The organism is Prevotella jejuni (assembly GCF_900187995.1).
Classification (GTDB): Bacteria; Bacteroidota; Bacteroidia; order Bacteroidales; family Bacteroidaceae; genus Prevotella; species Prevotella jejuni.
This window is the reverse complement of the sequence record NZ_FZNZ01000019.1, coordinates 1-26,505: the sequence shown is the minus strand read 5'-3', so window position 1 is coordinate 26,505 and position 26,505 is coordinate 1. Positions and strand designations below refer to the sequence as shown.

General features: G+C 42.5%; 15 protein-coding genes. 5 read left to right on the top strand and 10 right to left on the bottom strand.

Annotation, left to right across the window (positions count from 1 at the left end):
* Positions 1-49: 49 nt before the first annotated feature.
* From CHB62_RS08465 to CHB62_RS08440, 5 genes are all read right to left on the bottom strand, one after another.
* A complete protein-coding gene (locus CHB62_RS08465; RefSeq protein WP_089366493.1) occupies positions 50-1,561 on the bottom strand; it encodes a class I SAM-dependent DNA methyltransferase in 1,512 nt (503 codons plus the stop codon).
* A 1,718-nt stretch (positions 1,562-3,279) separates the two neighbouring features.
* Positions 3,280-4,485: a mechanosensitive ion channel family protein gene (locus CHB62_RS08455; RefSeq protein ID WP_089366492.1), complete on the bottom strand. Its 1,206-nt coding sequence runs from the start codon at positions 4,483-4,485 to the stop codon at positions 3,280-3,282.
* 84 nt (positions 4,486-4,569) lie between these two features.
* Complete coding sequence (dacB, locus tag CHB62_RS08450) at positions 4,570-5,901, bottom strand: D-alanyl-D-alanine carboxypeptidase/D-alanyl-D-alanine endopeptidase (protein ID WP_167386058.1); 1,332 nt, start codon at positions 5,899-5,901, stop codon at positions 4,570-4,572.
* Positions 5,898-6,305 carry a hypothetical protein gene (locus CHB62_RS08445; RefSeq protein ID WP_089366523.1) on the bottom strand — a complete coding sequence of 136 codons (408 nt, stop codon included), beginning with the start codon at positions 6,303-6,305 and terminating at the stop codon, positions 5,898-5,900. The genes dacB and CHB62_RS08445 overlap by 4 nt, the downstream gene beginning before the upstream one ends.
* A 161-nt stretch (positions 6,306-6,466) precedes the next feature.
* On the bottom strand, positions 6,467-7,366 hold the full coding sequence (locus tag CHB62_RS08440; RefSeq protein WP_089366491.1) for a diaminopimelate dehydrogenase: 900 nt from the start codon (positions 7,364-7,366) through the stop codon (positions 6,467-6,469).
* Between the two features lie 314 nt (positions 7,367-7,680).
* Here CHB62_RS08440 and ruvA point away from each other — a divergent pair, with 314 nt between their 5' ends.
* On the top strand, positions 7,681-8,298 hold the full coding sequence (ruvA, locus tag CHB62_RS08435) for a Holliday junction branch migration protein RuvA (RefSeq protein WP_089366490.1): 618 nt from the start codon (positions 7,681-7,683) through the stop codon (positions 8,296-8,298).
* 189 nt (positions 8,299-8,487) lie between these two features.
* Positions 8,488-16,050 carry a T9SS outer membrane translocon Sov/SprA gene (gene sov / locus CHB62_RS08430; protein ID WP_089366489.1) on the top strand — a complete coding sequence of 2,521 codons (7,563 nt, stop codon included), beginning with the start codon at positions 8,488-8,490 and terminating at the stop codon, positions 16,048-16,050.
* Positions 16,051-16,651: 601 nt separating this feature from the next.
* Here the strand turns inward: sov and CHB62_RS08425 are convergent.
* From CHB62_RS08425 to cysK, 4 genes are all read right to left on the bottom strand, one after another.
* On the bottom strand, positions 16,652-17,122 hold the full coding sequence (locus CHB62_RS08425) for an HU family DNA-binding protein (RefSeq protein WP_089366488.1): 471 nt from the start codon (positions 17,120-17,122) through the stop codon (positions 16,652-16,654).
* A 102-nt stretch (positions 17,123-17,224) separates the two neighbouring features.
* Positions 17,225-18,934, bottom strand: a complete 1,710-nt coding sequence (locus CHB62_RS08420) for a hypothetical protein (protein WP_089366487.1) — start codon at positions 18,932-18,934, stop codon at positions 17,225-17,227.
* A 44-nt stretch (positions 18,935-18,978) separates the two neighbouring features.
* The gene (locus CHB62_RS08415) at positions 18,979-19,173 is read right to left on the bottom strand and encodes a fatty-acid--CoA ligase (protein ID WP_089366486.1); all 195 of its coding nucleotides are present in this window, start codon (positions 19,171-19,173) and stop codon (positions 18,979-18,981) included.
* Positions 19,174-20,051: 878 nt separating this feature from the next.
* Entirely contained in the window at positions 20,052-20,999 is a 948-nt protein-coding gene (cysK, locus tag CHB62_RS08405; protein ID WP_089366485.1) for a cysteine synthase A, read from the bottom strand.
* A gap of 194 nt (positions 21,000-21,193) precedes the next feature.
* Here cysK and CHB62_RS08400 point away from each other — a divergent pair, with 194 nt between their 5' ends.
* The 3 genes from CHB62_RS08400 to CHB62_RS08390 all read left to right on the top strand — a co-directional run bounded on the left by CHB62_RS08400 (position 21,194) and on the right by CHB62_RS08390 (position 24,467).
* On the top strand, positions 21,194-22,012 hold the full coding sequence (locus CHB62_RS08400; protein WP_089366484.1) for an AAA family ATPase: 819 nt from the start codon (positions 21,194-21,196) through the stop codon (positions 22,010-22,012).
* A gap of 19 nt (positions 22,013-22,031) precedes the next feature.
* On the top strand, positions 22,032-23,045 hold the full coding sequence (locus tag CHB62_RS08395) for a DUF4435 domain-containing protein (RefSeq protein ID WP_009011382.1): 1,014 nt from the start codon (positions 22,032-22,034) through the stop codon (positions 23,043-23,045).
* Between the two features lie 120 nt (positions 23,046-23,165).
* The gene (locus tag CHB62_RS08390; RefSeq protein WP_089366483.1) at positions 23,166-24,467 is read left to right on the top strand and encodes an alpha-L-fucosidase; all 1,302 of its coding nucleotides are present in this window, start codon (positions 23,166-23,168) and stop codon (positions 24,465-24,467) included.
* Between the two features lie 185 nt (positions 24,468-24,652).
* On the opposite strand, the gene CHB62_RS08385 is transcribed toward CHB62_RS08390, so the two are convergent.
* Positions 24,653-26,395: an amidohydrolase family protein gene (locus CHB62_RS08385; RefSeq protein ID WP_158296837.1), complete on the bottom strand. Its 1,743-nt coding sequence runs from the start codon at positions 26,393-26,395 to the stop codon at positions 24,653-24,655.
* Positions 26,396-26,505: the final 110 nt, after the last annotated feature.

The window sequence follows — 26,505 nt, the reverse complement described above, 5'->3', positions numbered from 1 at the left end:
GCCTACCTTCTCGCAGCCAAGAGAATATACCCTTGTAAAAGTCAGTTGATTATTCATTCACTCCCTCCTCCAACATTTCCATGAGTGCATTATAGCCACTTAGATAAGCTGTCTCATTCGCTTTTAGACGAGAAAGGATGTCGTTGACAGGCTCGTAGGTGACTTTCTCACGCTCTACCTCCTTATACTTATTGATAGAGAGGTCGTAATCATTCGCACGAATCTCGTCTACTGACACCATAAAACTCTGTTCTCTACGACTGCGATTAGCTTCGTCAGCAAGGTTGTGGAAGCGGTTGACAACATCAGGGATGTCATTCTCAGCTATTGGCGAACGCTTGTCGTCGAGCGAAAAGCCGTCAGCCTGCATATCATAGAACCACACCTTATCTGTTCCACCACTGTTGGTCTTCGTGAAGACAAGTACTGCCGTGCTAACACCAGCGTAGGGTTTGAAGACACCGCTCGGCATAGAGACGACCGCCACCAACTGCTGATTGTCGACCAGTTCCTTACGTATAGCAATGTGTGCCTTGGACGTTCCGAAGAGAACACCATCTGGAACGATACTCGCACAACGTCCACCCACCTCCAACGAACGTACGAACTGGGCAAGGAAGAGTAGCTCTGTCTTCTTCGTATCAGCGTAGGCAAGAATCTTCTTGTTCACATTTCCCTTGTCAAGACTGCCCGCAAAGGGTGGGTTGGCAAGAATGAGTGTGTAGCAAGACTCGTCATTGTTCTGCTCAGAAAGGGAGTCGCGACGTGCCAATTCAGGTGCTGTGATGTCATGCAAGAGGAGGTTCATTGCTCCGATACGCAGCATCGTTGGGTCGGTATCGTAGCCATTGACAAGCGAAGACTTGATATGCTTCACCGATTCAGCCGTATAGAGTGCCCGCTCGTGATGCTCCTTGATATACTTCACCGCCTCCACCAAGAAACCCGCACTACCCATCGCAGGGTCGCAGATATAGTCGGCTGGTGTCGGCTGCATCATGTCTACAATCATACGGATGATGTGGCGAGGCGTGCGGAACTGTCCGTTTGTTCCCGAAGCAGCCATCTTACCAAGGATATACTCATAGACATCGCCCATCGCATCACGGTTGTTCATATCGAGGGCATCAACCCCATCGACCACCTTCGTCAGTGTACGAGCATCCGAGATAAGGAAGGTAGCCGACTGCATATACCTGCTGTAAGCACTCTCCTCACCTGTTCCGATTGTCTTGATAAACTCAAAGACATTCTGACGAACCATCTGAAACATGTTTTCAGGACCCGTATGGCGGAACACCGACCAGCGCATACTCTCGTAGGGCACCTCCTGTTCGGTGACAGGGTTCAGCCAGTTCTGGCCTACAAGGAAGGTAGGGTTCTTTATTTCTATATCGAAGTCGCGTGCCATATCTTCCTCTTGTAGCTGCTTGTCGTCAAGCATCTTCATAAAGAAGATATAGGTCATTTGCTCTAAAACAGTAATAGGATTGGTGATACCAGAGACGTGGAAGGTGTCCCATATCTGGTCAATCTTGATTTTTATCTCGCCTGTTATCATCGTTATCAGTTTACGGATTTATAGGTTGCGCTTGCCCTCTACCAAGCAAGACGACTACAAATGTACAAATTATTTTCCAATTCCTTCACTTGAAAACTTTGAATTTTGAACTTTAGTCTTTGCCAAAAGAAAGTAGAGATATGGACTGGTTGACATAAAAGAAATAACAAAAGAGTATGTAGCCTTTGGATAGAAAGGACTTATCACACAAATTGTGGTGCTTCCGAAATATGACATGACAAACTAAAACTCTTACATAATAGGGCACACAGAGCAACGGAGAGGACGGAGGTAAAGGCAATAACACGGAGGTGCCGATGGCACATAGAGCGACGGAGGCGTAGCGTACAGATTCCTGATAAATCTGTTGGAATAAACGCTTTGTGTATAAAGTGCTAATGGAATTAGCAAACAAGCTCCGTCACTCCACGTACCGACCGTGCCTCCGTAACTTCCATTACGTTGTTTTAATAATCCTCCGTACTCTCCTTTTCTCCGTGTGACATTTCGTCAGAGACCTAAGCTTAGGCGAATCGTTATCATTTCAAATATCTGAAACCCTAAATTATTTCTCCATTCCTTTGTATTTCTGTAAGAAAACATTATATTTGCAAAGAACAAAGAAATAGAACTCTATGCCTACAATCGCACTACTAATACTTAATGAACATAGCTATGATGTCGGGCTACTCAACCAATGTTTCGGACTGTTCATTGGGTGAATTACCTCCAAAAATATAAAATAAAAATAATGAAAAGCATCCTACTAAAAATCTTGTCAATAATAAGTCCTGTTATTATCCTTGCAGCTTTGGGCATTATGCAGGGAGTATGGTTTGATGTAGAGGAGTCTATTGAAAGAGGAGATACAGACGTTTTTCATCCCTCTTTAATCCAATATCTATTGTATTATTTAGTAAGTATAATCTTGCTTGTGCTTTCTTGTTTGCTGCTAAAACATGAATATAGAAAGACCTCATCTGCTTTTTTACGAGTGGTATATGCTACTATTTTAGTATTAGATATTGGTATTATACTGATATGTTTCCTTGCTCTTTAAGCTCAATTACCTTATTGTTCGGACAAACGAGGCGATATCTTCACCATTGTTTTAATGATACGATATTGACTTATCGGGCTTCTGGTATTAGGTAACGCCCGTGCTCTACAGTACAAGACGACTACAAATGTACAAATTATTTTCCAATTCTTTCATTTTGATTTGAACTTCTTTGGGGTTTAATAAAGCAACTTAAAGAATTGAGCTAAGCCTTCGCACGATATGTGCGGAGCCTTCGCACATGTCGTGTTGATGCTCCGCACATATTGTGTTGAGGGTTTAGCCGCCCCTCAACCACTTCTTTTATGGTTCTTCTTAAGTATGAAGTGATAAACTAAAACTCTTACATAATAAGGCACACGGAGCGACGGAGAGGACGGAGGTAAAGGCATAGCACGGAGGTGCCGACGGCACATAGAGCGACAGAGGCGTGGCGTACAGATTCCTGATAACTCTGTTGGGATAAACGCTTTGTGTATAAAGTGCTAATGGAATTAGCAAACAAGCTCCGTCGCTCCACGTACTGACGGTGCCTCCGTGCCTTCCGCTTTGTTTTTAATAATCCTCCATTCACTCCGTACCTCTGTGTGACATTACGTCAAAGTTCTAAACTTAAGAGATACTTTCCTTATCACTCCAATTTTCAAAAAAACCTCTTTTACTGCACAGGGGCTTGTGCATAGACCTTCAAGCCGAACTCGTTGGCGTATGCATAGACGTGTTCGAGGATGTCAGCCATGGCATGCTCGTAAGGAATCCAGTCTTTCTGACGTAGGAAGAAGTAAAGTTCCATAGGGATACCCGCCTGTGTTGCCTCCAATTGACGTACGAGGAGAGACATCTTCGCATTGACATCCTCACGCTTGGCAAGGTAATGCTCTATGTAACGACGGAAGAGAGCAGTCGTCACAACCTCACCCTTGAGGTCGTCCGCCTTAGCAAGTCCCTTATCAATTAGCTGTTGCTTGAGTCCATCGTCAGCAATACGAATACTGCGAACATCAAAGTAAATCATCTTCTTGACCCTTTGTCCCTCTACATCATCTACCCCCTTCCAGTTTTGGAACATTCCACTAACCAATGTAAGAGGCGGTACGGTGGTAATCGTATTATCTGCTTGACGAATCTTTACAGTTGTGAGTGTGATATCAATGACCGTTCCATCCACGAAGCCGCCAGGTAGAGTAATACGGTCACCAATATGTATCATCTCGTTACTCGTCAGACGGACACCAGCAACAAGACCATCAATCGTGTCCTTAAAGACTAACATAAGAACGGCAGAGGTAGCTCCTAAGCCAGCCAACAACGTCATCGGACTACGATTAATAAGGATTCCAACCACCACAATCACAGCAATAAAGATAGCAAGAATCTTCAATACGCCACAGAAAGACTTAAGATAAAGACTCGTTGAGTCACCGGGTTTCGTGTTGAGATAGCGCAGACGGTCGATGAGTTTCGTCACGAGTCGCGTCGTTGCTACGGTAAGATAGACAGCAGTTATTCGTGTCAAAGCCACCTGTACGACATGGTACTGATAGAAGACAAGCGGCATCAACTGCCATATCACCAAGGCAGGGACAATGTGGCAGGCAGTGTGCAGCACTTGATGGTCAAGGACTACATCGTCCCATCGAGCTTGCGTACGCTTTACCAGACGAAGAACAAGGGGAACAAATAAGTATTTACAGATTCGTTCGGCAATGAAAGCCAACAAGATTGCTACTAAAGTCAATAAGACATGACGCAATACAGGAACGGTATGACCATGTACACCGATTGACTCAATGATGTTCTCGACGAAGATTCTTATCTCTTCAAGGACATCTTCAAGGAGATGATGGGGAAGCTTTGGTATCATAAATTCTTTTCTTTTTAAAGGTTTATTGGGCTATTAGGCTAATTGGGCTAATAAGGCTAATAAGCCAAATTAGCCTAATAAGCCCTATTGGCACAACGCCACACAAATCTTGTTTTGGAAATTGCGCATTGGTCCATTGCTGAGTCCACCATTATTAATAATAGAGAAACAAAGCAGATGACCGTTGGAAGCAGTGAGATAACCAGCCAGTGAGCTGACACCCTTCACCGTTCCAGTCTTCGCCTTCACATTACCAGCAGCAGCCGTTCCACGCATACGACTACGCAGTGTTCCGTCTACGCCAGCTATCGGTTGTGACTCAAGATAGGCCTCATAGATATCAGGACGCTGATAGACATAACGCAAGAGCTTCACCTCAAGTTCGGTCGTCACATAATTATATAAAGACAAACCAGAACCATCAGCAACATTATAGTCGCGAGGGTTTAGGCCAATACGGCTAAAGAGGGCATTCTCATACTGGCGTGCTGTCTTCGCACTCGCCCATCGTGTGCCACCATTAGCAGCCAACTGATAGAACATAGACTCTGCATAGAGGTTATCACTCACCTTCATCATACGATGGAGCACCTGCCGAATAGAATGTGTACGTGTCGTTAGCAACTGTGCATTAGCGGGTAACTGACGTTCGCCAGTAGAGCCATTCAGCGTCACACCCATATCTTCTAACTTACGAGAGAAACGATAGGTAAACTCGTCCTTACCATCCACAAGCAAAGGGGAGAGATTAGGATTCTTATCATCCCAACACCAACCCTTACCCAAACGGTCACGATCCTTAAAAGAGAGGTCGGCATAAACACTACCTTCTATCGTCTTGATACCTAAATCACGTACGGCACGTGCCATCTCAGTCACGTCTGATGAGGAGAGCATTGGGTCCATACCGCCAACGCAATAGAGGTCGCCACGCAACACTTGGGTAGAGTCGTCAATCTCACCACTATAATAGAGACGTGTCTTAAAGTCGTAATCAGCACCGAGCTTATCGAGAGTTGCAATGGCTGTAACACATTTCATCGTAGAAGCAGGGCGCAAGTGGAGGCGTTCACGGAACTGGTAGACAGGAACATCGTCCGTCAAGTCCCATACCATAACACTTGTTTGTACCGTCTCTAAGAGCGCACTTCGGAGTATTCCATCCAGTCGGGCTGTGATATTTTCCTTCCAACTAAGATGGCTATCAGTGGTGAAAGCAGGGATAATACTATCTGTATCTTCCTCTTCCTCACCACTATCATCAGTATCTAAGGCGGCGACCTTCGGTTGTGTGACGACCACAGCCTTAGGATGCAGGATGTTAGCAACCTCCGTACTATCCAAATATACCTGTGCCTGTGTAGGCAGACTCAACACGACACCGACGACCAGTGCCGATAAGTATTTCAATCTCATACTTTGTTATCTTTCTTTTCTATTCGTTTTTCCAGTGCTGACAAGAAACTGTCGACATTATCAGGTTGTACGCTGACAACACTACCATCTGTCATCTCTAACAGTGCGTAATAGCCCAAACGAAAGGCAAACGGTCGCTTCTCAACCCTCTTCACATCAGAGAGGACAACCCGCTTGGTGCGTCCTATGCGTCCTGTCATCACCAGTAGCGTAGCCTCATCTGTCAACACATATTTAGAGTGAATGGCACGGTCTACTGCTCTGAGCGTCACAATGATAAGTAGAAAGCCTAATAAGACCATCACACTGTTCGTACGATGCCACAGACAGAAGAAGGCACCAAGCCCAAAAACCACGATGGCGCCCATGTCATTTACCGTTACTTTATGTTGGAAAGTTCTCATATTACTTGCAAAAGTACAAAAAAAAGCCTTTGCACATCCATCTATTACATAAAAAGATAATGGCAACCAACATGTGGTTGCCATTATTAGGGGGGAAGGTTATTAGCCTAATTGGGCTTATTAGCCTAATTGGGCCAATAGATCTAATAAGTCAAATAACCTTAAACCAAAGTTGCAATAATATCCTCACGGCTACCTGGCAGCATGTCAATGACAGGAATCTCAGGCATTGTGTAGCATCCAGGAGCAAGGCGCATACTTGCACGAGCCACGTTAACAAGCACCTGTGCAGTAAGCGCAGGGTTATTGATAGACATATCGAAAGAGAAATGCTGGTTGTGGGTCTGACCACTAACACCCTTACGAGTCATGTGAACGCCATGACCAACATCATTCAAAGCAGCCACACTTGGTACGGCAAAGACGTGCAACTCGTCGTGAGCAAAGTAATCGTCAGCCTTAAGATCCTTTGTTACATCCTCAAGGTTAGCGCCCTCTTCCAACTCAACATAGACCATACGACGATGGATACCCTCGCCGAGAGGAATCGTCATAGAGAGTGCATCCTTCACTCCCTTCTTACTACGAGCAACCACAGAGTGGCCCATTGAACGGCCAGGACCAAAGTTTGTATAAGAAAGCCCCTCTGGTGCAAGACTCTCTAACAAGACACGTACGACAGAGTCTGAGCCTGGATCCCAACCAGCAGAGATAACACTAACGGTATTGGTGCGCTTGTTGTTCTCCATCTGCTTGGTACGATAGTCGAGGATAGAACCATGAATATCGAAAGAGTCTACTGTATTAATACCCAAAGCAGAAATCTTCTCTGCATATTCTGGGCAGCTACGTGTTGGTGTAGCAAGTATAGCCACGTCAACATCCTTCAGCTTAGTTATATCATCAACAACCTCGTATGGGGTCAGTGCTAATGGTTTGTCCTTGTCCCCCTGACGGCGAACGATACCTGCAATCTCAAAATCCTTTGCTGCTTCAAGTGCCTGAACACTGTAAACACCAATGTTACCATAGCCTACAACGGCTGCTCTTATCTTTCTCATTTTTCTTTACTTTTATAAAGTTTAGCTCTCTTATGTCTTGCAAAAGTAACGTTTTATTTGTGAAAAGTATCGTTTTAGCCACATTTTTAACAATATTATATAGTAAGGAGGATAATGGCTTTATTACTTGCCCATCAACTATTCCCTCCCCGTCAACGTCCTTTGTGGTACAATCCAGTTGGTAGTTGGTGGGTACGGTACACTTTCTTTTTCTATTTTATACCTTGATAATACAATAATTTATATCCCTGCTACGTTATTAATCTTGTATATACAAAACCCCTTACCACGGTAAGGATTATTTTTATTAGATTATGATTGAATACATCAGGGGCGAATTGGCTGACCTGACACCTGCTTTGGCTGTTGTCGAGGCACATGGTGTAGGCTATGCACTGAACATTTCGCTCAACACTTATAGCGCCATACAAGGCAAGAGCTCAGTGAAACTTTATGTACACGAGGCTATTATGACAGGTGGACGCGACGATAACTATACACTCTATGGCTTTGCCAATAAGCAGGAACGTTCGCTCTATCGACTGTTGATTACCGTCTCTGGCGTCGGTGCTAATACCGCTCGTATGATTCTCTCATCGCTGACACCAGCCGAACTATGCAATGTCATTGCCAATGGTGACGAGAAGATGTTGAAGACGGTGAAGGGAATCGGACTCCGTACAGCACAACGTATCATCGTTGACTTGAAGGACAAGATTATGCAAAGTGGTATTGCTGACGAATTACATGTTAGCAGTCAGCCTAACACGCCAGCTGTCAACGCTGCTATCAAGGACGAAGCCGTCAGCGCATTGACGATGTTGGGGTTCTCTCCTGCCCCATCTGCAAAGGTTGTTGTGAGTATCCTCGCTGAACAACCAGACCTACCAGTGGAACAGGTTGTTAAGTTGGCGTTGAAGATGATTAAGTAAAACCGAACCAACCAACTGATCACACAGCTGGCCCCTCCCCCATCCCCTCCCCCAAAGGGAGGGGCGTGATTACCGCCTACAACTGCACCTTGCGGTATGTTAAGGCTTATCATCAGTTAGGACTATCCACTGATACCTATACAAGTCTATCCCAAAAGAGATTGAAAAGGTGTCAAACCACTTATCTTCTTGAAAAGAAAGTATTACATATCCATCCTTATTATCACACTTCTCGGCAGTATCGGACTGTTGAGTTGGGGACGCTCGGCACTTGGTTTTGCACCGATTGCTAAACTCGTCTATATGGTGGCACCACCAGACACGGTTAAGAAAGCGAAGCCTATTGAAGTGGAGATCGATGAGGAGACTATTCCTGACTCTTTGCTACATCCTCGTTGGAAGGTACAGCGCACAACCCCGATTACCTACGACGACCTCAAGGAGAACTCTACCGACCTTATACGACCAGAGAATATGCGACAGACTGTGGAGTATAACGACTCGCTCGACCGCTATATCATTGGTTATAAGATTGGTAAGACCTACGTGATGGCGCCAATCATGATGACGCCAGAAGAGTATCGGAAGTGGACGGAGAAGCGTAGCTTTACAGATTACTACCGTTCAAAGAACCAAGAGATACTTAGGGAGAAAGGTAAGGATAAGTTCGACTTTACTGATATGCACTTCTCATTGGGTCCTGCTGAAAAGATATTCGGTCCTGGTGGTGTACGTATTAAGACACAGGGTTCGGCTGAATTGAAGTTCGGCGCAAACATCAAGAACATTGATAACCCATCACTGCCTATCCGTAATCGTAAGACAACGGCAATGGACTTTGATGAGAAAATCAATGTCAACGTGAATGGTAAGGTGGGTGATAAGGTGAACATGAACCTTAACTACAACACTGATGCTACCTTCGACTTTGACACACAGAACTTCAAACTGAGATATGAAGGTAAGGAAGATGAGATTATCAAACTCGTTGAGGGTGGTAATGTTACCTTCCCTTCAAACAACTCTCTCGTACAAGGAGCATCTGCTCTCTTCGGTATTCGTACTGATATGCAGTTTGGTAAACTGAAGTTACAGACCGTATTGTCACAAAAGAAGAGTTCTAATAAGAGCGTTAGTTCACGTGGTGGCAAACAGCTTACACCATTTGAGATTGATGCTGCTGATTATGAAGAGAATCATCACTTCTTCCTCTCACAATATTTCCGCGACAACTATGACGCGGCTATGAAGTCATTGCCTAACCTCAAGACTGGTGTTACGATTAATCGTGTGGAGGTATGGGTGACGAATAAGACTGGAACAACCAGTAACACGCGAAACATTGTTGCACTGACCGACCTCGGTGAAAACAAGAAGATTAGCCGTACTGATCTGTGGGGAACTGGTAACGGACCCGTACCAACAAACAATGCCAATACAGAATACACCACTATTACACAGACCTACCCTGCTGCTCGTAACATCGACCAAGTGACGAGTATTCTTGATGGCGCAGGTCTTGTGGGTGGTAACGACTATGAAAAGTTGGCAAATGCCCGACTGCTCAATAGTTCTGAATACACGGTCAACAATGCCTTGGGTTATATCTCACTGAAAAGCGGACTACAGACTGATCAAGTATTAGCGATTGCCTACGAATATACATACGGTGGCGTTACCTATCAGGTGGGTGAGTTTGCCAGCGACCGTACCAATATCAATGAGGCACTCTTCGTCAAGTCATTGAAGAACACCAGCAATAATCCTAAGCAGGGAAACTGGGACTTGATGATGAAGAACGTCTATTACCTTGCTTCTAACATTGAGCGTGATAAGTTCCGCCTTGACGTGAAGTATCAGAGTGATACGACAGGTGTCTATCTGTCATACATTCCAGAACCGCAAGTAAAGAACCAAACGCTCATCAAACTTCTCAATGCTGACCGATTGGATAACAATAACAATCCACATTCCAATGGTTATTTTGATTACGTTGAGGGATATACTATCAGCAACGGACGTGTGTTCTTCCCTATGGCTGAACCTTTCGGTAATGGACTTCGGAAAGCATTGACAGATAAGGGGGTTACTACAGCTATTGCGAATAAGTACGTTTTCGAACAACTTTACGATTCAACAAAGACTATCGCTAAACAGATTGCCGAGAAAGATAAGTTCGTCCTTGTTGGACAGTATCGTGGTTCGGCTGCAAACGTTATCTCCCTTGGAGCCTATAACGTTCCACAGGGCTCGGTAATAGTAACTGCGGGCGGTGTAACCTTGAATGAGGGTTCTGACTATAGCGTTGATTACAGTGCTGGTGAGGTGACAATCCTTAATCAGAGTATTATCGATGCAGGTACAGCAGTCAATGTATCATTAGAAAGCCAGAGTGCTTATCAACAGGAGCGTAAAACGATGATTGGTGTAAACTGGGAGTACGACTTCTCGAAGGACTTCCAGATTGGTGGTACCTTCATGCACCTCTCTGAACAACCGTTGACAACAAAGGTCAATATGGGTTCTGAACCACTCAACAACACCATTTGGGGACTGAATATCAACTGGAAGAAAGAGAGTCAGTGGCTTACGAATATGCTCAATAAGATTCCATTCCTACACGTAACACAGCCTTCTTATATCACTTTCTCTGCTGAGTTTGCACAGTTATTGGCTGGTCAGAGCAAGGGAACACAGGACAATGCTTCTTATCTCGATGACTTTGAGGGATCAAAGACTACCATCGATGTAAGTCAGCCAACCTCTTGGATTATCTCAAGTGTACCATCAGACTTCCCTGAGTATTCAGATAAGACAACCCTTCGCAGTGGCTTCAACCGAAGTCTTTTGGCATGGTACACTATCGACCCACTCTTCACTCGTCGTAGTAGTTCGCTGACTCCAGGACACATTAAGAGTGACCTTGAACAGCTCTCTAATCACTATGTACGTGAGATTCCAGTTACCGAATTGTTCCCAATTCGGGACCGAAACTACAGTGGTTCTACCTCTACATTGAATATTCTCAACCTCGCTTACTATCCTTCTGAGCGTGGACCTTATAACTTCAATCCAAATATTGACGTTAACGGACATCTCACGAATCCTACTGGAACATGGGGAGGTATGATGCGTAAGTTGGATACTAACGACTTCCAGACAGCTAACATTGAGTATATAGAGTTCTGGATGCTCGACCCATTCATCTACTCCAACCGACTGCCAAATGCGAACCAGTATGGTGGTGACTTCTATATCAACCTTGGAGAGGTATCTGAGGACGTACTGAAAGATGGTAAGAAGTTCTACGAGAGTGGTATGCCTGTAGATGGTAGTCACTCATGGACAACTACACAATGGGGTAAAATACCAACACAAAGTACGATTACTTACGCCTTCGCAACCTCAAAGGGTAGTCGTGCGAAACAAGATGTCGGCTTTAATGGATTGACTGATGAGGAAGAACAGCAGTTTGCTTCTTATCAGAACTTCCTTACAGCTGCTCGTGCTAATACCAATCAGGCTATCTTCGACTCGATATGGGCAGACCCTGCCAATGATGACTACCACTATTTCCGTGGTTCTGATTGGGATGCAAAGAAGGCTTCTATCCTTGAACGATATAAGCGCATCAACAACCCACAGGGTAACTCACCAGACAATGACAACAACAACGAGCGTTACGATACCTCGTATAAAACAACGCCTGATGTAGAGGATATCAATCAGGACTATACGCTGAACGAATATGAGAAATACTACCAGTATCATATTAGTATTCGTCCACAAGACCTTGTCGTAGGTCAGAACTTCATTGTTGACAAGCGTGTAGCCTCAGCCCCACTGCGTAAGGGTGGATCTGAACCTGTCACATGGTACCAGTTCCGTATTCCTTTAGAGGAGTTCCAGAAGCGTGTGGGTAATATCAGCGACTTTACCAGCATCCGCTTTATGCGTATGTTCCTCACTGGTTTTGCCAAGCCCATCGTACTCCGCTTTGGCACTTTCGACCTTGTAAGTGGTAAGTGGCGTCAGTATCAGCAGAATCTTACCAACTCTGCAAGCAACTCGGGTACGATGTCAGTGAGTGCTGTGAGCCTTGAAGAGAATAACGACAAGGTTCCTGTTAACTATGTATTACCCCCTGGTATTCGTCGTGGACAAGATCCTAACCAGCCACAATTGGTCGAGGAGAATGAGCAAGCGCTCTCTATGGTTGTCAACAATCTTGGACCCGGTGAGTCAAAGGCTGTCTATAAGAATACAACCCTCGACCTTCGCCAGTACAAGCGTCTGCAGATGTTCGTACACGCTAACGCCTTTGAACAGAATACAACCAATCTTACGGATAACCAGTTGGCTGTGTTCATCCGTTTGGGTTCTGACTACAAGAACAATTACTACGAGTATGAAATTCCTTTGAAACTGTCAGCTCCAGGTCATTACGATACAAACACAGGGAAAGAGCGACGTATTGTATGGCCAGAGGAGAACATGCTTGATATTCCATTGAAGCTCCTCACCTCCGTGAAGAAGCAACGCAATCAGGCACGTGGAGCAGGTACAGCAAGCTATAACCGTGCTTTCTCTGTATACGACACCGATCATCCTGCTAACAAAGTAACGGTGATGGGTAACCCAACTCTTGGTGAAGTGAAGACGATGATTATTGGTGTTCGCAACCTTTCCAGCAGTCAGAAGAGTGGAGAGGTGTGGGTGAATGAGCTACGTCTACGAGAGTTTAATAACGAAGGTGGATGGGCAGCAAGAGGTCAGCTCAACCTACAGTTGTCTGACTTCGGTACTGTAGACGTCAATGCCAGCCACAGTACTGATGGCTTCGGTGGTTTGGAACAGGGTGTTAACGAGCGACAGCAGGAGTCTAAGACGGATGTTTCTGTCACCACAAGCCTTGAGTTAGGAAAGTTCTTCCCTGACAAAGCAAAGGTCTCAGCACCATTATATTACAGCGTAACCAAGAGCGAGAGTCGTCCTAAGTATAATCCACTCGACACGGATATGGAATTGAAGGATGCCCTTGATGGTACTGCAAACCGTCAAGAGCGTGATTCTATTGAGTCTATTGCCATTACGAAACGACTGACAACGAACTTCTCTTTGTCTAACGTACGTGTTGGTATTCAGACGAAGAACCATCCTATGCCATACGACCCTGCCAACTTCTCATTCTCTTATAGCCACTCTCACTCTCACACATCGGGTGAGACAACGGTCTATGAGAATGAAGACAACTGGCGCGGAGCATTGAACTATAACTGGACCCCAGTATATAAGTCTTGGGAACCTTTCAAGCGTCTTATCAAGAGTAGGTCGAAATGGTTTGAAATCCTCAAACGCTTCGGACTGAACTGGCTTCCACAGAACGTAACCTTCAACACAGAAATGGTGCGCAACTACTACGAGTTGCAGGAACGTGATATGGAATCAACTGAGAACAGTCTGCTCCCACTTACCTTTAGCGAGCAGTTCCTTTGGAACCGTGACTTTGCTCTACGTTGGGACTTGACACGCAATCTCCACATGAACTTCCAAAGTGCGACACACGCTGAGATTGAAGAACCTTACACACCTATCAATAAAGACCTCTATGCCGATCGTTATCAGGCATGGAAAGACTCAGTATGGACAAGTATTAAGCACTTCGGTACTCCACTCGATTACCAACAGAACTTCACACTTTCTTATCAGCTTCCACTCAATCTGCTACCTATCTTTGATTGGGTAAATGCTGATGCAAATTATACTGCATCTTACACTTGGGTACGTGGAACGAGTCTTGATAATGGTACTTCGCTCGGTAATACCATCACAAATAACCGTGCTTTGAACATCAATAGTAGTTTCAACTTTGAACGACTCTATAATCATATACCTTTCTTAAAGAAGACTAACGAACGCTTCAACCGTACTCGCCCAACTCGTCCTAAGCTGACAGCAGAACAGAAGAAGGCGGAGAGAGAAAAGAAAGAAAAAGAAAGGAAGGAGAAAGATAAAGACGACGACAAGAAGAAAGCACTGCCAAAGAACCAGAAGAGCTTTGAAAAGGAAATCGTTATCAATGCCGATTCTGCTATCCTTGTTTCACATGGTAAGAATACAAAACGCCTTATTGTCTCTGCTAAAGACGAAAGAGGAAAGGCTATCAAGATTAAGTATCGTAAGGTAGGTGATACGCAGTTGAAAGTCTTTAATCGTACTGACTCTGCCATCCGCATGAAACTTACCGTAACACCTAAGGAACCACTCGATAATAAGGGTTGGTATAAGACCGCACAATGTGTGGCACGTGCACTGATGATGGTACGTTCGGCAAGTATTTCTTATCGTGATCAATATGCAATGGCACTGCCTGGATTTATGCCAACGGTGGGTGATGCCTTTGGACAGACACGTGGAACAGGTGCCTTATCACCAGGTCTTGACTTTGCTTTCGGTCTTATTGATGATGATTATATCGGTAAGGCACGTGATAACAACTGGTTGCTTATGAACGATAGTGTGGCTACACCTGCTGTCACTAACCATACAGAAGACTTGCAGATTCGCATGACACTTGAACCATTCAAGGACTTCAAGGTTGACCTTACTGCCAGTCGTATGCAGACTACCTCACGAAGCATCCAATATATGTACACGGGTACGCCTACAACACAGAGCGGTTCACTTACCATGACAACCCTATCATTAGGTACTGCATTCGAAAGTCAGGGCAATGCCAACAACGGCTATCATAGTCCAACGTTTAATCGTTTCGTGCAGTCACTTGATAGTTATCGCAATCGTGTCGAGGCACAATATAACAATGCAACCTACCCTGCTTCGTTTGGTGGCGGACACTTCACTCCTGCAGTAGGTGCTGTTAATAAGTATAGTGCAGATGTTATGGTTCCAGCTTTCCTCAATGCATACACCAGCATGAGTGGAAACGGACTCAACATCTTCCCTTCTCTGCGCAGTTTGTTGCCTAACTGGTCTATCCGTTACAGTGGTCTTTCACGCTTGCCATTCTTTGAACAGTTCTTCAAGAGTGTTAACATCAATCATGCTTACCGCAGTATCTTTGCTATCGGTTCTTATCAGAGCTATAGTACATGGCAGGAATACATGAACGGACTCGGTTTCATTACTGATGCAACTACGGGTAACCCTATCCCAAGTTCGATGTATAACATCTCACAGGTGAGTATCAACGAGGCTTTCTCGCCTCTGTTAGGTGTTGATGTAACTCTTCAGAACAACCTAACAGCACGCTTGGAGTATCGCCAGACACGTGTATTATCACTCTCGATGACCAGTGTACAGTTGAATGAAGCCTCATCAAAAGACTGGGTTATCGGTATTGGTTATAGAATCAACGACTTCAATCTTTTCAACAATGGTACACGACGTGTGGCTAAGAGTAAGAAGAAAAAGACATCAGACTCCTCACAGCAAGACAACAGTTCGTCTCGTCAGAATAACGGATTGAACCGTGACCTCAACCTACGCCTTGACATGAGCTATCGCCAGCAGGCATCGCTCACACGTGACATTGCATCGCTGACATCAGCAGCTTCAAGTGGTAATACTGCGTTCAAGTTCTCTTTCTTGAGCGACTACACCCTGAGCCGCTTAGTTACTGCCAGCCTCTACTACGACTTGCAGATCAATACTCCGCTCCTCTCATCTGGTAGTTATCCTACTACCACCCACGACTTTGGTGTGAGCCTAAGACTTAGTCTGACAAGGTAAAAGACTTTGAGGTTAGGCATAAGTGACAAAAAATGCTTCTTCCGAAATATGGAGTGATAAAGTAAGCCTACTATATATAAAAGGCACACAGAGAGGGGGAGAACACGGAGGTGAAAGCATAAAAGACAATATCACGGAGGTGCCGAAGGCACAAAGAGCGACAGAGGCGTAGTACACATATTGCTGACAGCTTTGGTTATAAATGTTTTAATAAATCTTGCAAGCCACAACTTTGTAATGAAGTAGACAAAAAAATTAATAAAACTCGTAAATATCCTCTGTTCCTCCACGCACCAACGGTGCCTCTGTGCCTAACGATTTCTGCTATATAAAAACTCTGTACTCTCCATTTCTCTGTGTGACCTTTTTTCAAAGTTCTAATCTCAAAAGGTATTACTCCAAATTGCTGAAGACCTCTTTTTAGATGTCTCAAAGTGACAGACGACTATAAACTCTTACATCTTGTGATTTATTAACCAAAACGCATTGCTATGACAAGCTCAAAAAAGTTCGCGAACAAATTCAAAAAAGTTCGCGAACTTTTTTGAATTTGTTCGCGAACTTTACATTGAATATCTTAGACTGACGAATTGTGTCTTTATTAATCTGCAGGAACAGGACCAGGATTTTCGTTCTTTTTCTCTGTCTTCTTTTCCTTCTTTGTTTTCTTTTCCCCTGGTGTTACCTGCTCAAAGGTAACATCGTTCAGTGTGAAATACTTACGAGAGGCAAGAAGTTTCACAACAGGCTTCTCAATGTGTTGTTGTGCACGAAACTGTTCACCTTTCAAGACAGCCTTACTCTTAAACGAAGGAGTCAATGTTCCAAGGTCGCCAAACTCTACGATGTCACCATTGGCAACAATGTCACGAGCAGTTTCGCTGGCAAGATTAAGCACAGCAGCTACCTCTTGCGCATTAAAGGTTGTTGACTTTGAAATACGTTCACAAAAGTTGCGGAAGTCTATACGCTGCCTACCCGTCGGGCGCGCTACGATTACAGTCTTCCCAGCCTGTTTTCCAATGTTCAACTTCTGTTCTTTTAAGATAAATTGAATAGGTTTATTAGCCATATTGTTATTAAGGTGGTCTCTCTTTGTGATAACTCCGTGGGCTCGAGACCTTTTAGCCCACGGAGCGTTACTGTTTCTAATTATTTATGGAATTATCATACATCAATAATGAACAAAAGGGCGGACAAACATACGACTGTCACTACTCTTATTCCCTTGAACCACATAATTTCTAGCAAACATATGCAACATCGACCATCCACCCATATATTCGTTTTTAAAATTTTCATAACAATAAGCATAATATTGCGATGTAGAAAGCTCTGAAGATGAGGCATAAAGGCTTTTTCCTGCACCTTTGGAACGTTGACTAGTAAATTTAAGAGCATAGGTGTCAGGATAAAACATTTCATTTAGACTACCAGGTGCTGGCTTTTCTACATAATCAACATCTTCATTAATAAGATATACAAGGTTTTTGAAATAAAGATTCCATTCTCCAATAGATGGTAAATACCATTTTCCAATGTTAGCTCCTGTTATAGGGACACCAGCGTCATAATGGGCTGCAGCATAAAAGGCTGGATAGTTTATTGCATCATTTCCTTTTATAATACCATCAGTACTATAAGTTGTTGAATAAGTATATTCGTAACCTTTTAAATCAGAGAGGTGGTCACTTAGAGTCGCACTTGCAGTATTTGTTGTAACTACATTATCTTTTCCCCATTTAAAATTACTTATCGCACTAGGGTCAATATCTTTTATTGCTGCTGCAATACGTTTAGAGCGGCTCACTACCACTGCTATAGGTGTTTTAGAACTGAAGTTTGCATCAGTCTTCTGTCCGGTAGTTCCATCACTGAAAAGGTATATGTAATTATAGTGAACTTTCATCACTAAGCGATATGAATCATTCGAGGACATTGAGGCTAGCGCAGGGAATGTAACAGAACGACCTGTAATTGGTAATCGATAAGCAGTTCCACCAGTTATTGTAAATTTTAGATTAGCTCCATTTGTTTTTGGAAGAAAATAATAATAATCATTCCAACCTTCTGGAGCTGTTGGGGCATTAGTCCAAGAAGTCCCTGTTGTATAAGTAAAAGTAATATTGTCTGTAAATGGAACGGTTCCTGCTACCGCATAAGTTTGAGTGGATGTATTAAAGTTGATTTTTGAAGGTATATTAAGTGTAGAGGAGAAATTACCTGTCACATCACGTGGGGGAAAACCATCTGTTTGCATAACAACTTTAACTCGGCTTCCAACATGCTTCATCTGGAAAGCAACTTTTTGTTTCCTTGGTGTTGGGGTAATTACAACGTTCTTGGCTATACCTATACGTGCATTCTCGACATCACTACGATCAATACTCCAAGTTTCTCCATTAACCTGTACTTTTTCATTGCAGCAAACAAAGGTATATGTACCTGGTTCAAGACCAATTTCTTCATTGCTACTCGTAGGGGTAAATACATTACTTGTAACAGTTCCCTTTAAAGTACCTTTAAGACTTGTTCCCTGATAAGCATAAATAGTGTATGTGCCATTTGTTAAAGCACGTGTCATTGCTTTCCCTACTTTGTTAATTGTCTTAGTAGTATCACGCTGTAAACTAACTTCAGCATACATCATTTCCCCCATAGGAACAATTTGAGTTTTCTGTACTTGTGAATCAATAGTCGCACGCGTACCATGACTAATGGTATCATCTGTGTTATAGTCACTGAATGAAATCTCAAATTTAATATCTTTTGCAGCATTTACCTTGTTTGCAGTATTATTAACTACATCATCATTACTACAAGATATTGTTAGCATAGCAGCTAACATACATATAATAGAAAAAAAGTTTTTCATTTCTGTCATGAATTAATTATTCTTATAAATTTTATACACCAAATATCGATCTTCTATGGAGCAACTTCAGTAGACGATCCTACCCATTCTTCGTGATCGGCATTTATCTCCTTATCATTGTTCCAATTCTCTTCACTTGAACCTTGTGGATCTAGCGTTACGGAAGCACAAATAAATTTTTCGAATTGAAGCTCGTGTACTTTACACTCGGGACGTTCATAGACCCTTTTAAGTTTCTTTTTCATCATTGTTTTATTATTTAAAAATAGTTATTATTACGGGTCAGTCCTAAAACCCATTATTACGTGCTTAATCTCTCTTTATTTCAATTTTATATGGACACAAATAAAAGAACAAAGGAAACTCCTAAAAGTCCTTTGTTTACTAGGGTTTATACACGGCAAGCCTCGCGCGCGTACGAAAGAAATTAAAAAATAAATTAAACCTGCTCTACTAGAGAGAGAGAGAGAGAGTACAAAATTATTTGGAACTACCAAATAATTAGCTACCTTTTTTTCAACTTTCTTACTCTCGTTCATCAATGAATTAGATACAGCAATAGCGTGGCTAACACCTTTGTTTTGTAAGGTGCTACGCTTATTAAAATTATTATTTATTGCTTGTATCATCGTGATTAATCTCTAATTCGGACGCAAAAGTAACAAAAAATATTAAATCACCAAAGTAAATCAAGAAAAAAATAAAAACAACTATTTATGAAAGCACAGAAGTCGTGTGCTCCTGACATTTTCCTACAATGCACCTTAAAAAGTCCTTGTGTCATTTTTAGACAAGCATCTTCTGCATCTGAACAAACGCTCTATTAGCTTGTAAAAGACGCCCTTTTGAAGGGTTACTAACGCCCTTTAAGAGTCCTATTAAGCACCTTTTCTTGCGCTAATTTATAATCAACTGATAGTCTGTTATTTACAAACTCAGAAATAAAAGTATTGACTTGTCTTTTCAATATGAGAAAAACTCGACTTTATGTAAGTATTTTTCAAACCACTAAACAGTCATTATCGGTTTATAAAGAAACGTCTTTCTTCTTAAAAGCAAAAACAGACTGCCGTGTCTTAAGGACAAAAGCAGTCTGTTGGGAAAGTATTTTAGAATTTGAAAACTATTAAAGAGGATACTCGTCAAAGGCGTAAAGCACTGTTGAGAGATAACGCTCACCTGTATCTGGCAGCAAGGTTACGATGGTCTTACCTGCATTCTCAGGACGCTTAGCAATCTCGGTAGCAGCAAAAGCAGCAGCACCAGAAGAAATACCAACCAACAAACCTTCTTGTTGTGCCAACTGACGACCAGCAAGGATAGCTTGATCATTCTCTACTTGGAATATCTCATCAACATATTTTTTATTGTAAGTGTTTGGCACAAAGCCTGCACCAATACCCTGAATCTTATGTGGTCCACTCTCGCCACCACTCAATACAGGAGATGAGGTTGGCTCAACAGCAATAACCTTCACATCAGGATTCTGCTCCTTGAGGTAGCGACCGATACCACTCACCGTACCGCCAGTACCTACACCAGCTACAAACACATCAACCTTACCATCTGTATCGCGCCAAATCTCAGGGCCAGTAGTAAGATAGTGACGTTCTGGATTAGCCTGATTCTCGAACTGCTGAAGGATAATACTACCTGGAATAGAATCTCTCAACTCCTCCGCAGCCTTGATAGCACCCTTCATACCATCCTTTCCACTTGTCAACTTCACCGTAGCACCGTAAGCCTTTACAAGGTTGCGACGCTCCACACTCATAGTCTCTGGCATGGTGAGAATAAGCTTATACCCCTTCACTGCTGACACCAAAGCTAATCCAACACCTGTATTTCCACTGGTTGGCTCAATGATTGTAGCTCCTGGCTTTAAGAGTCCTTTAGCCTCAGCATCCTCTATCATAGCCAATGCTATACGATCCTTCACACTACCACCAGGATTGAAATACTCAACCTTTGCAAGAACAGGAGTCTTGAGTCCTCTTTCTGCAGAGAATTTATTAAGTGCTAACAGTGGTGTATTACCGATAAGTTCTGTGAGTTTGTTTACTACCTTTGCCATATTCTTTTGAGTTTTGATTTCTTACTAATTGTTTACGGATGCAAAGGTACAGACATTTACCAACATGTGAAATACTCTCTTTATGTTATTTAGCATACCACAAACGTGGTATTTGTATTAAAATAAAGCATTCTTATTGCCATTAACGCAAAATTCCTTATATTTGCACTACGATTGTCACAATATCTACGAGTATGCAGAAATACGCAGATTACATAGAAGAGATTGAGATTGACTCGCTTTGGAGCGGGAAGAAACATATCCGTTGGACACTGGACCGACAGGTGAATATCCTCAGTGGTATCAATGGTGTCGGGAAGAGTACCATACTTAATAAGGTGGTACGCAGCCTGTCGCAAGGTGGTGAATTCCCCAGCCATTCACTGAAGGGTGTCCGACTGAAGGTAAGTCCTAATGATGCGCGGTGGATACGTTATGATATTATCCGCTCGTTTGACCGTCCACTGATGAACTCGGATAGTATCAGCAAGATTAACGTCGATCTTGTTACAGAACTTGATTGGCAGCTTTTCCAACTCCAACGCAAGTATCTTGACTATCAGGTGAACATCGGTAATCGTATTATCGAGACCTTACAAAGTGGTGAGGCAGATGCTGCAGAGAAGGCGCAGCAGATTTCTCAACCTAAGAAACGCTTTCAAGACATCTTAGACGACCTCTTCACCGAGACAGGTAAGAAGATTATTCGCTCGGAGAATGAGATAAAGTTCTCATCACTCGGTGAAGTACTGGCTCCTTATCAGCTGTCAAGTGGCGAGAAGCAGATCTTGGTTATCCTGCTGACCGTATTGGTAGAAGACAATGAACATTACGTTCTCTTTATGGACGAGCCGGAAGTGAGTCTGCATATAGAGTGGCAGAAACGCTTAATCGACCTCATCTTAGAACTGAATCCAAATGTTCAGATTATCCTCACGACACACAGTCCAGCTGTCATCATGAACGGATGGATTGACCGTGTAACAGAGGTTACAGACATAACCGATAAATGATTGTCAGAAGGAGGGAGCAATGGGAAAAAGACTGAGCGACAACCTATCATCGGCTTATATTGATGCAGCGAACCGATTGAATGGTAAGCGGGCACGGAGAAAGATTATCGCATACGTGGAAGCGTATGACGATATCTTCTTTTGGCGCACTGTCTTGAGCGGTTTTGAGAACGAAGAGCGTTACTTTGAAGTGATGTTACCATCGCGATTGAACCTTACCAAGGGCAAACGGTCGGTATTAATGAACCTCGTTTCGCAGAATATTGGTGAGAACATGATTGCTTGCGTAGATGCTGATTATGACTATCTGCTACAAGGAACTACCCCACTATCCGATGAAGTGAACAACAACCCATACGTTTTCCATACGTATGCTTATGCCATTGAAAACCTACAATGCTATGCACCGAGCCTACATGATGTGACAGTAGCAGTAACGCTCAACGACCATTCTATCTTTAATTTCGAAGAGTTCCTTAAGCTATACAGTGAGAGTATACATCCCCTCTTTGTCTGGAGTATTTGGCATTATCGCCAAGGTATTCATCGACGTTTTACCATCTCCGACTTTAATCGAGTTGTGGAAATTGGTAATTTCTCTCTGCAAGGAGCAACTGAAAGTATTCAACGGCTGCGCCATAAGGTGCAGATGCGTGTACGACAACTACAAAAGGAGAATCCGAACGCAAAGGAAAGCTATCTAAAACTAAAAGACGAACTGCGTTCCTTAGGTGTTACACCTTCAACAACCTACTTATATATACAAGGTCATCATCTCTTTGATAACATAGTTGTACCAGTCTTGAAGCGGGTATGCGACCTTCTTGTGCGTGAACGTGAAGACGAGATTAATCGCAATGCAGTACACGATACGCAACGTCGCAACGAACTGTCAAGTTATGGTCATAGTACGGAGGCGATTATCCCTATGCTCCGTCGCAATGTTGGTTATACGAACGCCGAACCATTCCTGAGATTGAAAGAAGATATTTACACCTTCTTGAATCCACCATCACAACAACCAACAGACTAAGTTTTCTTTCATAACATCACCCTACCCCATGCTTCTACCTACACTTTCTTTACGAAGTGGGGCGTTATCTGCTGTAGTTTTATTATCTTTGTACTCAAAATCTAAACAATAAATTCTTACATGAAGAAGACTCTACTTTTAATCGCAACACTGCTGGCAAGTTATGTCGGCATGGCACAAGAGACTTACCATCCAACGGCTGAGAATCTTAAAGCACGCGAACAGTTCCAAGACGAGAAGTTTGGTATCTTTCTGCATTGGGGACTCTACTCAATGATGGGTACTACCGAATGGATTATGACCAACAGGGATATCAACTACAAAGAATATCCTAAGTTGGCAAAGACGTTCTATCCTTCAGAGTTTGATGCGGATGCTTGGGTAAAAGCTATCAAGGCTGCTGGTGCAAAGTATATCACCATTACAACACGTCACCACGATGGATTCTCACTCTTTAAGACAGCTACCAGCACGTATAATTCCGTTGATGGTACTCCTTTCAAACGTGACATCATTAAAGAAATGGCTGATGCTTGCCAACGTAATGGTATCAAGTTGCATCTTTACTATTCTCACCTTGACTGGGGACGTGAAGATTATCCAGTGGGAAGAACAGGAACTGGCACTGGTCGACCAAAAGAGAAGGCTAACTGGGCAAGCTACTATAAGTTTATGAACACACAGTTGACAGAATTGCTCACAAACTATGGAAAGGTGGGTGCAATCTGGTTTGATGGCTGGTGGGATCATGACAGTGATGCTAAGCCTTTCGACTGGCAGTTGGAGGAGCAGTATGCTTTGATTCATAAGCTGCAGCCACAGTGCCTCGTTGCTAACAACCACCATCATACTCCTTTCCCTGGCGAGGATATCCAAATCTTCGAACGTGACCTACCAGGTGAGAACAAGGCAGGTCTCTCTGGTCAGAGCATCGGTCGCCTACCCTTAGAATCATGCCAGACTATCAACGAGCATTGGGGGTACAACATCACCGATACCCTCTACAAATCACCAAAAGAGTTAATTCAAATGCTCGTTCGTGCTGCTGGAAAGAATGCCAACCTCCTCCTCAACATAGGTCCAGAACCAGGTGGTGCCCTTCCCGAACTTGCCCTCGACCGTCTTCAGTCCTTAGGTAAATGGCTAAACCAATATGGCGAAACCATCTACGGCACTCGTGGTGGCATCGTTGGGCCACATGAATGGGGAGTAAGTACACAGCGTGGTAACAAACTCTACATCCACATCCTAAACTGTATGGACACCAGCCTCTTCATCCCTACTGGCAACCACAAAATCAAGTCTGCCACCATCTTTGGCACCAACAAGCGTGTCAACTTCACAAAGACTGGTAATGGTATCACCCTTAATCTCGATACTGTCCCGACTGATATTGATTATATCGTTGAGTTGACGTTGTGATGTAGGCTTTCTCAGTTTATCATCTTTCAAATAACCCCTCAGCAACTAACTGGTTACTGGGGGGCAGATTATTGGTTTTGAACTCCGACGAGAAACACTATTGGCAGTACACCACATAGAACAAATTCAGTGTTTGACACCATAAGTGTACGTTTCAAAAGAATATTTTACCATGTAAATCGTTTTTATATACCAAGTCTAACTTTATTTTCTTTGAATCTTTGACTTTGAGCATTAGCTTTCAGTCTTTCCATCAAATATGCTGCTTCTCTTATTGTATATCCATTCTGACAATAAGCATTCGCTATTAACGAATATTCATTCGGTAACGAAGTCGCAAATATTCCTTTATCATCAGTATTGACCGACACATTTATTCCATTTGATAAAAAACGAAAGCAAGGATGAAAATTATATCCGTCAATAGGTCCTATCTTTACATTTGAAGAAGGATTTGATTCTATTGCAATCTTTTTCTTAACAATGATTGCCATCATATAATTTTGGATTTGCTCAACTATAGAAGATATATCCTTATGAAATATTAACACATCCACGACATTTCCTTTTTCCCATATATCTTTATTTGATAAATAGTTTATACATAGCTTTCCTACATCTTGGTCTTTTCTCGCCTTAACACAGTCTTCATCTATACATAAAGCAGTTTTATCCCAAAGCGATTTCTCAACAGATGTTATACAATCATCACTTCTCAACAACATAGACTGGTAGTATTTCTTTTCATCGTAATAGATACTATATCCTATCTCTTCGTATAATTCTTTGGACTTGTCCTTTAATTGTTTTTCAAAGTCCGAAGACATCCTTATTTGGGCTATTCTACATGTAGACAATATCCAAACAAGTACGTCAAGCATCCTCTGCTTAGACATAATTACTTGATAACCTCTATTCTGATAATAGGAATAAGTATCAGCACCTATTGCAATAGCATGTCCCAATCGACTCCCTCCTTTTAAGCCAAGAAATCGAATGGCGTCATCTATATTTTTTAAACCATCAGCAATATCATAGAAGTCCTCTCCTACATGATAAGTAAGATTCTTTAAACCTGTAGCTCTCGCATATCTGTATATATGTCCAAAAACAGCTGGTGGGCATTCTATCTCCTCTCCAGCAGCATCAATACCAACAATTTTATACGGTGGAACAAACAGACTATGCCCGATTCTGCGTTTTTCTACATAATTAAATGGACTTCGGGCTGTTCTGCGTTTTTCTGCATCATCCAACACTTTAAACAATTGGGTTACGTAATCTTGCTTGAAATCGAATCTCATACCAAAATTCTTTTTGTGGATTTTCTTTTCATTTTGCTTAATGAAATGGACTATAAACGTAAGACTATTGGTATTAATATCGCTTCGTTTAGATTTATGATCTAAAGAACACTCTAATCTGATATTAGGAATTCCGCCTGGCGTAACTCTTGCCTCAAAATAATCTCGAGTCTTTTCTCGAATTGAAGACTGAACAGCATACAAAGGATATATTTCTTGATACTTTCCACAATAATTGGACTTACGTGACTCATATATTTTGAAGTTCTCAAATCCATATAAGGAATTAGTTTGTACAAACTCTTTTCTTATTCTAATCTTCAAAGAGATATACAAAAACATCCAATCTGCAATTTTGACAATTTTGGGGATATCTTTCAAATAGCTTTTAAAAAAATCATATAAAAATTTTCGTTCTCCCTGATGTATTGAGTAGATATTGCTATACTGAGATTCTGTACTCGCATAATCGTATTTCTGATAATTGCTGTTCCTATAAAGAGAAATTTTACTTTGTAATTCTATCAAGTAAGAGACTCTAAGTTTATCATCATATATGATATTCTTTATAAAACTGTTTTTCTTTACTGCTTTTTTTTCATTAAGAATCTCATATATATGCATTCTCAATATTGCAGCCGCAGAGTCAACCAGCAAGTGCAAAATTACAAAACGTGTTTAAAGAACTCACACTTTGGAGTAGAAAAGTTTAATTTTTCTCTTGGTCTTTCGTT